Source organism: Streptomyces sp. NPDC058576, assembly GCF_042718715.1.
Classification (GTDB): Bacteria; Actinomycetota; Actinomycetes; order Streptomycetales; family Streptomycetaceae; genus Streptomyces.
This window is the reverse complement of sequence record NZ_JBHXPF010000006.1, coordinates 235,468-246,592: the sequence shown is the minus strand read 5'-3', so window position 1 is coordinate 246,592 and position 11,125 is coordinate 235,468. Positions and strand designations below refer to the sequence as shown.

9 protein-coding genes and 1 pseudogene are annotated in these 11,125 nt (G+C 72.0%); 1 reads left to right on the top strand and 9 read right to left on the bottom strand.

What is annotated here, in order from left to right; genetic code table 11:
- Positions 1-103: 103 nt before the first annotated feature.
- The 8 genes and pseudogenes from ACFWRV_RS07820 to ACFWRV_RS07785 all read right to left on the bottom strand — a co-directional run bounded on the left by ACFWRV_RS07820 (position 104) and on the right by ACFWRV_RS07785 (position 8,604).
- Positions 104-1,035, bottom strand: a pseudogene (locus ACFWRV_RS07820) (carbohydrate kinase).
- Positions 1,032-2,021 carry a zinc-dependent alcohol dehydrogenase family protein gene (locus ACFWRV_RS07815; protein WP_384329789.1) on the bottom strand — a complete coding sequence of 330 codons (990 nt, stop codon included), beginning with the start codon at positions 2,019-2,021 and terminating at the stop codon, positions 1,032-1,034. The pseudogene ACFWRV_RS07820 and the gene ACFWRV_RS07815 overlap by 4 nt, the downstream one beginning before the upstream one ends.
- Positions 2,018-2,902 (bottom strand): carbohydrate ABC transporter permease, encoded by an 885-nt coding sequence (locus ACFWRV_RS07810; RefSeq protein ID WP_384329786.1) that lies wholly within the window; start codon positions 2,900-2,902, stop codon positions 2,018-2,020. Before ACFWRV_RS07810 ends, ACFWRV_RS07815 begins: the two co-directional genes overlap by 4 nt.
- The gene (locus ACFWRV_RS07805; RefSeq protein WP_384329783.1) at positions 2,899-3,864 is read right to left on the bottom strand and encodes a carbohydrate ABC transporter permease; all 966 of its coding nucleotides are present in this window, start codon (positions 3,862-3,864) and stop codon (positions 2,899-2,901) included. The genes ACFWRV_RS07810 and ACFWRV_RS07805 overlap by 4 nt, the downstream gene beginning before the upstream one ends.
- Positions 3,861-5,228, bottom strand: a complete 1,368-nt coding sequence (locus ACFWRV_RS07800) for an ABC transporter substrate-binding protein (protein WP_384329780.1) — start codon at positions 5,226-5,228, stop codon at positions 3,861-3,863. The genes ACFWRV_RS07805 and ACFWRV_RS07800 overlap by 4 nt, the downstream gene beginning before the upstream one ends.
- 144 nt (positions 5,229-5,372) lie before the next feature.
- Entirely contained in the window at positions 5,373-6,134 is a 762-nt protein-coding gene (locus tag ACFWRV_RS07795; protein WP_384329777.1) for a DeoR/GlpR family DNA-binding transcription regulator, read from the bottom strand.
- 266 nt (positions 6,135-6,400) lie between these two features.
- Positions 6,401-7,300 carry an LLM class F420-dependent oxidoreductase gene (locus ACFWRV_RS07790; protein WP_384329774.1) on the bottom strand — a complete coding sequence of 300 codons (900 nt, stop codon included), beginning with the start codon at positions 7,298-7,300 and terminating at the stop codon, positions 6,401-6,403.
- A gap of 101 nt (positions 7,301-7,401) precedes the next feature.
- A complete protein-coding gene (locus ACFWRV_RS07785; protein ID WP_384329771.1) occupies positions 7,402-8,604 on the bottom strand; it encodes an erythromycin esterase family protein in 1,203 nt (400 codons plus the stop codon).
- 58 nt (positions 8,605-8,662) lie between these two features.
- Here ACFWRV_RS07785 and ACFWRV_RS07780 point away from each other — a divergent pair, with 58 nt between their 5' ends.
- Positions 8,663-9,424: a TioE family transcriptional regulator gene (locus tag ACFWRV_RS07780; RefSeq protein WP_384329768.1), complete on the top strand. Its 762-nt coding sequence runs from the start codon at positions 8,663-8,665 to the stop codon at positions 9,422-9,424.
- A 9-nt stretch (positions 9,425-9,433) separates the two neighbouring features.
- Here the strand turns inward: ACFWRV_RS07780 and ACFWRV_RS07775 are convergent, their stop codons facing one another.
- Positions 9,434-11,092: an acyl-CoA dehydrogenase family protein gene (locus ACFWRV_RS07775; RefSeq protein ID WP_384329765.1), complete on the bottom strand. Its 1,659-nt coding sequence runs from the start codon at positions 11,090-11,092 to the stop codon at positions 9,434-9,436.
- Between the last annotated feature and the right edge of the window lie 33 nt (positions 11,093-11,125).

Sequence of the window (11,125 nt, the reverse complement as noted above, 5' to 3'; positions counted from 1 at the left end):
CCGCCAAGCCGAGAAGCTTGGCGGGGCCGCGGCGGTTTCCGTGGGCCGGGGGAGGGCCGTGCGGAACTCGGGTCCTCATGCTGATGCCCGACGAGCGCCGGGTTCACACCCCAAGCGGGGCCGTGGGTTCCGTTCCCGCCCGGGCGCAGACCGACGCTGCCGTCCCCGCCGCGTACGCCAGCATCGCCCGCGCCTCCCCGTCGGACAGCTCGGTCCGCCCTTCGCCCTCCCTCCCGAGCCAGGTCAGCATCCCCGCCATGAACGCGTCACCCGCGCCGATGGTGTTCACCACCCGCACCGGCACAGCGGGGACGGAGACCGCCGGGGCGTCCTGGACGTACGCGGTCGCCCCCCGAGCCCCCCGCGTCAGCACGACCAGCCGAGCCTGCGGCAGCTCGCCTCCGGCTCCGCGTCCGGCCACAGCCGCACCAGATCCTCGTCGCTCGCCTTCACGACGTGCGCGAGCGAAACCAACTCGCGCAGCCGGTCCAGGCTCCGTACGGGGTCCAGCGTGCGGTCCTCGCGCACATTGGGGTCCACCGCCAGCAGTCCGCCGTGGGCCGCCGCCCGCGCGGTGGCGGCCACGACCTCCGCCGCCGGCTCGACGACCGCGGCGAGCCCGCCCACGTACACCGCGCCGAAGCGCGCCGCCTCCGCCGTCCGGTCGGGCAGCTCGAAGGTCGCCGTCGACCCGAGGTGGAAGCGGTACGTGTTCCCGTGGTCGCCCGGGTCGGCAACCGCGAGCGCCGTGGGCAGCGCCGACCGGGCGCTGAGCGAGAGATCGACGCCCGCCCCGGCCAGCCACGCCTCGATGCGGCTCCCGAAGGCGTCGTCGCCGAGCCCGCCCACGAAGGACGGCCGCCCGCCCAGACGGGCCAGGCCCACCGCCACGTTGGCGGGCGCACCGCCCGGCTGCGCCGTCCGGACCCCGGCGTCCCCGTGGGCCGGCACCAGGTCCACCAGCGCCTCGCCGAGCACGAGGACGGAGCCGGCACCCCGGCCGGGGCCGGGGCCCGAGGACGACGCGTCCGTCACGGCTCCACCACGATCTTGCGGCCGATCCCCGCCTGGAAGCGCTCGATCGCCTGCGGGTACTGCTCCAGCGGCAGCCGGTCGCTGATGAACACCGACGCGTCCAGCACCCCGCTCGCGAAGAGCGCCGCGGCCCGCTCGTAACTGTGCAGGACCGCCATCGACCCGGTGATGGTGATCTCCTGGTTGTAGATCCGGTACGGCTCGATCACCGCCGTCGTCGCATAGTCCGAGACGCCGAACTGGAGGAACGTGCCGCCCTTGGCCACCCGGCCCAGACCGTCCTGGATGGCGGCTGCGTTGCCGGTGGCGTCGATGACGACGTCCCAGCCGCCCGGACGGTCCAGCTCCTCGGCGCGGGCTGCAGCGCCCGTACAGCCCAGGGTCGTCGCGGTGGCCAGCCGCTGGGCGTTGACGTCCAGCATGTCCACGGACGCGGCACCGGTGCGCTTGGCCAGCTCCAGCATCATCAGGCCCATGGTCCCGGACCCGTAGATCAGCACCTGGGCCCCGAGATTGCCGTTCAGGACGTCATAGCCCCGCACCGCGCAGGACAGCGGCTCGATCAGCGCCGCGTCCCGGACGTCGATGTGCTCCGGCAGACGTACGCAGTTGGCGACGGGCGCCACCGCGAACTCGGCCGCGCCCCCGGGCACGGTGACGCCGATCGCCGCCCAGTTGTCGCAGAGATTGCCCCGGCCCGAACGGCAGTAGCGGCACTCGTGACAGTGCAGCGAGGGGTCCACGGCCACCTTGTCGCCGACGGACAGCTCGGTGACGTCCGCACCGAGGCCCACGACCTCCCCGGCGAACTCGTGCCCCGGCACGATCGGCAGCGTCGGCGCGAACTCGCCCTGGAGGATGTGGAGATCGGTGCCGCACAGCCCGCACGACGCCACCTTGACGACCACGTCGCGCGGGCCGGGCGTGGGGTCCGGGACGGTGGTCACGGAGACCTTGCCCACGGCTTCGACGATGGCTGCCCTCATTTGACTGCTCCCAGCGAGAGGCCCTGGACGAGTTTGTCCTGGGCGGCGTAGCCGGCGACGAGCACCGGCAGGGACACGACCACGGACGCCGCGCACAGCTGGGCGAGGAAGAGGCCCTGGCTGGTGACGAAGGTGGTCAGGTGGACGGGTGCGGTCCCGGCGACCACGCCGGTCAGCACCCGTGCGAACAACAGCTCGTTCCAGCTGAAGATGAAGCAGATCAGGGCGGTCGCGGCGATCCCGGGACCGGCGACCGGGGCGACGACCCGGCGCAGCACCGTCGGCAGCCGGGCCCCGTCTACCTGCGCCGCCTCGATGATGGAGACGGGGACGTCCGCGAGGAAGGACTGCATCATCCACACCGCGATCGGCAGGTTCATCGAGGTGTAGAGCAGGACCAGCAGCCAGATGTTGTCCAGCAGCCCCGTGTTCTTCGCGAACAGGTAGACCGGCAGCAGCCCGGCGACGACGGGCAGCATCTTGGTGGACAGGAAGAAGAACATCACGTCCGTCCACTTGCGCACCCGCCGGATCGACAGCGCGTACGCCGCCGGCAGCGCGAGCAGCAGCACCAGCACGGTCGAGAAGAACGAGGCCGCCAGCGAGTTCACCAGCGGGGGCCACGGCGTCGGGCCGCCTCCGCCGCCGAAGAACGTGCGGTAGCCGTCCAGCGTCAGGGCGGCGGCGAGCGACGGCGGGTTGGTCGCCGCGTCGGCCTCCGCGTGGAAGGACGTCAGCACCATCCACAGGGCCGGCAGACAGAAGCCGATGCCCACCACCCAGGCGACCACGCCCAGGGCCGCGGAGCGCCGACGGGCCTTGCGCTCGGGTCCGCCGGCGGACGATGTGACGGACGGGGAAGACACGGTCGAGACGCTCATGCGCGGCTCGCCTCCTCACGGAAGAGGGAGGAGACCGCCCGGAGCGCGAAGGTGGCGATGATGATCGTGCCGATCACCACGACCACGCCCGCCGCCGACGCCAGCCCGTACTCATGGGCCCGGTAGAAGGTCTCGTAGACGGTGTACGGGAGGTTGGCGGTGCCCAGACCGCCGGAGGTGATCGTGAACACGGCGTCGAAGTTCTGCACGATGTACACCGATCCCAGCAGGATGCCGAGTTCGAGGTAGCGGCGCAGATGCGGCAGGGTCAGATAGCGGAATATCTGCCAGGGCCCGGCCCCGTCCAGCCGTGCGGCCTCCATGATCTCCGCCGGCCGGCTCTGCAGTCCGGCGAGCAGGATCAGCATCATGAACGGTGTCCACTGCCACACCAGCGACGCCTCGATGGCGATCAGCGGCATCTCGGACGTCCACTCCGGCTGGGCGATCGACTCGATGCCGAACAGCTCGCCGAACCAGGTGAGCGCGCCGTTGAACAGCCCGTACTCGGGGTTGTAGAGCGCGTGCTTCCACAGCAGCGCGGCGGAGACCGGCACCAGCAGGAACGGGGTGATCAGCAGGGTGCGCACGAACCCCCGGCCGAAGAAGGTGCGGTCCAGGAGCAGGGCGAAGACGAGTCCCAGCACGACGCTGACGATCACGACGGTCGCGGTCAGGACGACGGTCGTCACGACCGATTCGCGCAACGCCTCGTCGGTGAAGACGGACGCGTAGTTGGACAGACCGGTGAAGTGGCGCTTCTCCGGCTTGAGGGAGTTCCAGTCGAAGAGCGAGATCACCAGGGTTGCCACGAAGGGCAGTTGGGTGACGGCGATCAGGAAGATCAGCGCCGGCAACAGGGGAGCGCGGGTCGCCCAGGCGCGCCGCCTGCTGCCGCCGCCCGGCGTCTTGGCCGGTGTCTGCGGAGCGGTCGCGGTCTCTCTGGTCGCGGTGACGGTCATCGGTACTCCTCCGCGACCTTCTCGGCCAGCTTCTGGGAGGCGGCGAGCGCGGCGTCCACCGACTGGCGGCCCGCGATGGCGGCGCTGATCTCCTGCGCCACCCGGGTGCCCAGGTCCGTGAACTCCGGTACGCCGACGAACTGGATGCCCGCCGTCGGGCGGGGCTGGGTGCCCGGGTTCTTCGGATCGGCCTCGGAGATGGCCCGCTCGGTGACGTCGGCGAACGCGCCCGCCTCCGCTCGGTAGTCGGGGTTGGCGTAGGTGGAAGCCCGTTTGCCCGCCGGGACGTTGGACCAGCCGCTGGTGGCTCCGACCAGCTCCTCGTACTCCTTGCTGGAGGCCCAGGACACGAACTCCCAGGCGTCGTCGGACTTCTTGGACGCCTTCTGCAGGCCCCAGGCCCAGGTGTAGAGCCAGCCCGAGCTGTCGGTCTGCTCCACCGGGGCGGGGACGTACCCGATCTTCCCCTTCACCGGGGAGCCCTTCGCCTCCAGGGATCCGGCGCCCGCCGTGGCGTCGTACCACATGGCGGTCTTGCCCTGCGTCATGTTGTTCAGGCACTCGGCGTACCCGGACTGCGGGGCGCCCAGCTCCCCGTGCTCGCGCACGAGGTCGACGTAGAACTTGGTCGCCTTCTTGAACTCCGGTGCGGTCAGGCGCGGTTCCCAGTCCTCGGTGAACCAGGTGCCGCCCATCGTGTTGACGACCGTGGTCAGCGGGGCGATGACCTCGCCCCAGCCCGGCAGCCCGCGCAGACAGATGCCCTTCATCCCGCGCTCCGCCCCGTCCGTCTGCTCGGCGAGCTTCGCCACCTGCTCCCAGGTCGGCTTCCCGGGCATGGTGAGGCCCTGCTGGTCGAAGACGTCCTTGCGGTACATCAGGAAGGACGACTCGCCGTAGAAGGGCTGGGCGTAGAGCTTGCCGTCCTCGGCGGTCAGCGACTCCCGCAACGGCGGGAGAATGTCCTCCTGGTCGAAGGCCGCGTCGGCCTTCGCATAGGCGTCGAGGGAGTGCAGCCAGCCGTTCTTCGCGAAGAACGGCAGCTCGAAGTTGCTGATGGTGGCCACGTCGTACTGACCGGCCTGGTTGGAGAAGTCCTGGCTGATCTTGTCGCGCACGTCGTTCTCGGGCAGCACCGTGAAGTGGACCTTGATACCGGTCTCCTCCGTGAAGTGCTTGGCCGTCAGCTTCTGCAGTTCGACCATCTGCGGGTTGTTCACCATCAGTACGTTCAGCGCGTCGCCGCCCCCGAAGGAGGTCCCGCCCGCTCCGGCGCAGCCGGTGGCGAGCAGGGCCAGTGCGGCGGTCACGGCGCAGGTCCGCCCACGCATACGTGGTCGGCTGCGACGTCCTGGATGAGGCATGGGGGCTCCTGATCAGTCGTAGCGGCTCGGTGATCGGGTGGTTGCGGGCATGGCGAGCCACGCCCCGGCGGGTGGGGGAACGCGGCTGGAGCGGTGGTGCGGTGCGTCGGCCGTGCGGGCAAAGGGGCCGCCCGGGGGATCCGGTCAGACGCGGATGACCTGAGGCCCGAGGAGGGAGTAGCGCTGGGCCTCGGCCGAGGTGAGTCCGGCGTCGGTGACGATCGTCTCGAAGTCGCCGACCCCGGCGAACCGGCAGAAGCTCACTGCCCCGAACTTGCTGTGGATCCCGGCGAAGATCCTGCGCCGGGAGCTGCGCAGCGCCTGCGCCTTGACCTCGGCGACGGCGGGGTCCGGGGTGGTGAGACCGTACTCGCGGGAGATGCCGTTGGCCCCGAGGAACGCCAGGTCGATCACGAATTCGGAGAGCATCCGGGAGGCCCAGTGGTCGACGGTGGCCATCGTGGAGCCGCGCACCCGGCCGCCCAGCAGGAGCACCGAGGTCTTCTCGGCCCCCGCGAGGGAGGTGGCGACCGCCAGGGACGCGGTGACCACGGTCAGCGGCCGGTCCTGGGGGAGCGCCTCGGCGACGAGCTGCGGGGTGAAGCCCTCGTCGACGAAGACCGTCTCGGCGTCACCGAGCAGATCGGCCGCGGCGGTCGCGATGCGCGACTTCTGCGGAACGTTACGGGTGGTGCGGACGGCGAGCGTGGTCTCGAAGCCGGCCGACTCCACCGGGTAGGCGCCGCCATGGGTCCGGCGGACGAGCCCGTGCTCCTCCAGCACGTGCAGATCGCGGCGGACGGTCTCCTTGGCCACCTTGAACAGGTCAGCGAGGGCGTTCACCCCGACCGACCCCTCCCGCCGTGCCGTGTCCAGAATTCCCCGACGGCGTTCCTCGGTGTCCACGGCGCACTTCCCTGGTCGCTGCTGCGCCCGTTTCGGGCGGAGCCCGTCTGTCCGTTCGGGCTCATGTGTCGTTTGTACAAGCACTCACGGTGCCACGACCAGCTACTTCACCGGATCCCCTCAGCCCGTTCGTGCCCGTTTTCCGGGTGAGACCGTGCTGGTCACGGCCCGGACAGCCGTCGCGTCGGCTGTCCGGGGCGCCCGCATTCGCGTGATCGCTGCCCGATTGGCGCCCGAAGTGCGGGGAGGGGTGGAGGTGCCGTCGGTCAGAGTGCGGTGCCGAAGGCCTCGGCCAGCTCGCGCCACTCGGCGCGCGGCAGCCCGGCGCCGCCCTCGTCGGCCGTGAGCACCTGCAACGCGACATGGTCCGCGCCCGCGTCGAGATACTCCCGCGTCCGGAGCGTCACCCGCTCCACGTCGCCCAGGGCGAAGAGGGCGTCGAGAAGACGGACGCTGCCGCCGCCCTCGAAGTCGCTCTCCGCGAAGCCCAGGCGCAGCAGATTGGCGGTGTAGTTGGGCAGTTGGAGATACATCGCGAGCATCGTCCTGGCGGTGGTGCGGGCCCGGTCGAGGTCGGTGTCCAGCACGGCGGTCAGTTCCGGGGCGAGCAGGGCGTCGGGACCGAGCGCCTCGCGAGCCTGACCGGTGTGCTCGGCGGTGACGAGGTAGGGGTGCGCCCCCAGCGACCGGTCGGCCGCGAGCCTCAGCATCTTCGGCCCGAGAGCCGCCAGGACCCGATGGCCGGAGCCCACGGACGGATCGGCGGCGTCCAGGGCGTCGAGGTAGGCCACCATCGCGCTGTACGGCTTCGCGTACTGCGGCACCATCGGTCCGTGGCTGACGCCCAGGCCGAGGACGAAGCGACGGCGCGCGTCCGGATCGATCGCGGCGATCGCGGCCGCCGCCTCCTCCGCCGTGTGGTTCCAGATGCTCAGGATGCCGGTGGCCACGGTGATCGAGCGGGTGGCGGCCACGACGGCGGCGGCGTCCCCGGGCGTCGGGCTGCCGCCGATCCAGACGGTGCCGTAGCCCAGTTCGTCGAGCTCGGCGAGCGCCTCCACGATCGCCTTCCCGCCCGCGTCGTCCACGCGTGACGCGTGCAGCGCACCGCTCCAGATCCCCACGCGTCCGAAGGTCCTGCCCGTCCCGGAAATCTCAGAAGTCATGGTGTGATCAACAACGGTCCGGTCCAACTATTCCTGCCCGGAAGGCGATTCACCCGTCCGGACGCGCGGGGGCTCTCGGCGCGGCGCGGCGAGGAGCGGCTTCAGTCATCGGGGACGTCCCCGATGAACACGACTCCGTCGATGCGGGCCAGGTGCGCCGGGTCGAGCGGGGCATAGCCGAAGTACGGGGATGTGCGCCGTACGGGGTCCGTGGCGGCGACGGCGGCGGCCAGCTCGGAGGCGTCCACCAGGCAGGGCCCGGTCGGGAACGCGTACAGGGCCCCTTCGAGGGTGTCCGGCGGCGGGACGTCGACCCCCTGGTGCCGCATCGTTCCGAACGCGGTGGCCAGGAAGCCGTACTCCTCGCCCAGGCGGCTGTTCACGATGGCCCCCGCGCTCCACCACTCCAGCCGCCGGCCGCCCATCCGCATCGAGCTGACGTCTCGCTGGAGGTGGCTGTTGTGGGCGTGGACCAGAACCGGTCCCCGTTCCGCGAGCGCGAGCAGATTGTCGGCCATCATCTGATCCCGCAGGCCCGTCAGCCGTGCCAGCCGGCTCGATGACGAGTCGGCCATCCAGTAGTGGTACCGCAGCAGCCCCGAGGCGGCCCGCGCCTGCAGCCGCGCCCGGTCGAACGCGTCCCGTGAGGTCGCCGCGATCAGGTGCGGCGTCCAGGCGTGGAGCAGCGCCCCCAGATCATCGGCGAGGAGCCGCAGCTCCCCGGCCTCGGCCGACCGCCCGAAGGACGCGGACGGATCAAGCATCGCCGCCGGGTCGGTCCACCGGTCGTCGGGGCCGAGCAGCCGGTCGAGCGTCTGGGGAGTGCACGGAATCAGGCCCGGGTCCACGTGGTCGGTGAGCGTGCGGTGGAGCGCGGTGAGGGTCTCCCGGGGGCTCGCGGCCCAGGCCATCTCCAGCGGGCCGTCGAAGCCGGCGAACCGGACCTGGTCGCAAGCGGGCCGGCCGGCGTTGAACGCGCGCATCCAGCGCACCAGCTCACGACTGGCCGCGGACGCGCCGAGGCCGTGGCTGAACCCCCGCTCCAGCACGTCGTCGAGGTCGCCCGCGCCCGTCGTCACGTAGTCGTCCACCAGCGCTCCCGCCACGCAGTCGCTCTCGACGGCGATGGTCCGGTAGCCCTCCTCCTCGACGAGCTGCCGGAAGAGGGCGTTGCGCAGCCGGAGAGGGGCGTCCACCCCGTGGGTGGGCTCGCCCAGGGTCAGCATCAGGGGCGGGGAGGCGAACAGCCTCATGACGGAGGCCGCCTCGACGGCGTGGGCGATGTCCTTGATGTCGTTGGCCATGGCCTCCACCGTATCGTTGAACCCTCGGTGGAGACTTTGCCGCGATATCCTCGGGCTCATGAGGCAAAACCCTCAAAAAGCAGGACGCCTGCGGCCCGTCGACCTGGCCCGTCGGCACGGATTGTCGACGCAGGCCGTGAGGAACTACGAAGCGGCGGGGATCCTCCCCGCCGCCGGACGCACGCCCCACGGCTACCGCACCTACACACCGCGGCACGCGCACGCCCTGGCGACGTTCCTCGCGCTGATCCCCGGACACGGGCACGGGACCGCGACGTCGATCATGCGGGCGGTGAACCAAGACGAGCGGGAGGAGGCGTTCCGCCTCGTCGACGAGAGCCACGCCCAGCTCCTGGAGGACCGCCGGACCCTGCACGCCGTCGAGAGAGCCCTCCGCGACCTCGGGCCCGTACCCGGCGACGGGTCGGGCCCCGGCGGGATGTTCGTCGGACCGCTGGCGGGAAAGCTGGGCATCAGGCCCGCCACGCTGCGGAAGTGGGAGCACGCCGGTCTGGTGACCCCGCGCCGCGACCCGCGGACCGGATACCGGGTGTACGACGGGACCGACGTAAGGGACGCCGCACTGGCCCACCAACTCAGGCGGGGCGGTTACCGCCTGGAGCAGATCGCCCCCTTGATCGCCCAGGTGCGGGCCGCCGGCGGCCTGGAGCCGCTGGCCGCGGCTCTGCGCGACTGGCACGCCCGGCTGGCCGCGCGCGGGCGCGCGATGCTGGCCGGGGCCGCCGAGTTGGACGCCTACCTCCGCGAGCGCGACGGACCGGCCCCGGCGCGGGACCCGCACCGAACCCCCGGGACCTGAGCGGGAGGGTCAGGCGGGCAGCCGCCCCAGCAGGGCCGCGAAGTCCGTGCTCGCGGGAAGGGTGCCGAAGGCGAGCCCGCGGTCCCCGGCGAGACGCGACGCGCAGAACGCGTCGGCCACCGCCGCCGGCGCGTGGCGCACCAGCAGCGAGCCCTGCAGGACGAGCGCGGCCCGTTCGACGACCCGGCGGGCCCGGAGCTGCGCGTCCTCCGGCCGGGCCAGCTCGGCCCGCAGCTCCCGCCAGGCCGCGTCGAGGCGCGCGTCCGCTCCGGTGGCCGCCCCGATCTCGGCGCTCAGGGCCTCCAGGGAATCGGGCTCCCGCGTCAACGCCCGCAGCATGTCCAGGGCGTTGACATTGCCGGACCCCTCCCAGATGCCGTTGAGCGGGGCCTCGCGGTACAGCCGCGGCATCCCGGACGCCTCGTCGTAGCCGTTGCCACCGAGGCACTCCAGGGCCTCGGCGACCGCGGCGGGCTGCCGCTTGCACACCCAGTACTTGCCGACGGCGGTGGCCAGGCGGAGGAAGGCACGTTCCCCGGCGTCGCCCCGGTGGGCGCGGTCGGCGGCCCCCGCCAGGCGCAGGGCCAGGGTCGTGGCGGCCTCGGACTCCAGGGACAGGTCCGCCAGGACGTTGCGCATCAGGGGCTGGTCGATCAACTCGACGCCGAACACCGAGCGGTGGCGCGCGTGGTGGGCCGCCTGTGCGAGCGCGGCCCGGGTGCCGGCGGCGGACCCCAGCACGCAGTCGAGCCGGGTCATCGTCACCATGTCGATGATCGTGCGCACGCCCTTGCCCTCGTCACCGACGAGCCAGGCCACGGTGTCGTCGAACTCGGGCTCGCTCGAAGCGTTGGACCGGTTGCCGAGCTTGTCCTTGAGCCGCTGGATGCGGAAGGTGTTCCGGCTCCCGTCCGGCAGCACGCGCGGCACCAGGAAGCACGACAGACCGCCGGGCGACTGGGCCAGCACCAGGAAGAGGTCGTTCATCGGCGCGCTGGTGAACCACTTGTGCCCCCGCAGCCGCCAGGTGCCGTCGGCCTGCTCGGACGCGGCCGTGGTGTTGGCGCGCACATCGGTGCCGCCCTGCTTCTCCGTCATCCCCATACCGGCGAGCAGGCCGCGCTTGGCGGCGGGGGCGCTCAGCCCGGGCTCGTACACCCTGCTGGTCAGCAGCGGCTCATACGTCTTGGCGAGGTCGGGGGAGCGGCGCAGCGCCGGGACGACGGCGTACGTCATCGAGACCGGGCACAGGTGTCCCTGCTCCAGCATCGTGGCCAGCATGAAGCCGCCGGCCCGGGCGACATGGGCCCCGGGGCGCTCGTCGGCCCAGGCGGCCCCCGCCAGACCCGCACGCACCGAGGCGTCCATCAAGGAGTGGTAGGCGGGGTGGAACTCGACCTCGTCGATCCGGTGGCCGAAGCGGTCGTGCGTACGCAGCTCCGGCTCGTGCCGGTTGGCCTGGTCGGCCCAGTGCTGCGCCTCCTCGCTGCCGGCGTACCGGCCGAAGCGGTGCAGTTCCTCCAGGTGCCACGCGGCGCCCTCGCGGCGCACCCCTTCGAGCAGCACCGCGTCCTCGGCGGCGTCGTGACCGGTGAGCGGAGGCGCCTGGTTCGTCACCTCGTGCGTCACTGCGGTCGGGTTGCTGCGTGGTGCGACGGGCGTGGGCATCGGATCTCCTCCGGGAAGCGGGCCGGCCGGGCG

Coding starts and splice junctions, on each gene's coding strand:
- ACFWRV_RS07815 (WP_384329789.1), bottom strand. CDS start 2,021: ATGAGGGCAGCCATCGTCGAAGCCGTGGGCAAGGTCTCCGTGACCACC.
- ACFWRV_RS07810 (WP_384329786.1), bottom strand. CDS start 2,902: ATGAGCGTCTCGACCGTGTCTTCCCCGTCCGTCACATCGTCCGCCGGC.
- ACFWRV_RS07805 (WP_384329783.1), bottom strand. CDS start 3,864: ATGACCGTCACCGCGACCAGAGAGACCGCGACCGCTCCGCAGACACCG.
- ACFWRV_RS07800 (WP_384329780.1), bottom strand. CDS start 5,228: ATGCCTCATCCAGGACGTCGCAGCCGACCACGTATGCGTGGGCGGACC.
- ACFWRV_RS07790 (WP_384329774.1), bottom strand. CDS start 7,300: ATGACTTCTGAGATTTCCGGGACGGGCAGGACCTTCGGACGCGTGGGG.
- ACFWRV_RS07785 (WP_384329771.1), bottom strand. CDS start 8,604: ATGGCCAACGACATCAAGGACATCGCCCACGCCGTCGAGGCGGCCTCC.
- ACFWRV_RS07780 (WP_384329768.1), top strand. CDS start 8,663: ATGAGGCAAAACCCTCAAAAAGCAGGACGCCTGCGGCCCGTCGACCTG.
- ACFWRV_RS07775 (WP_384329765.1), bottom strand. CDS start 11,092: ATGCCCACGCCCGTCGCACCACGCAGCAACCCGACCGCAGTGACGCAC.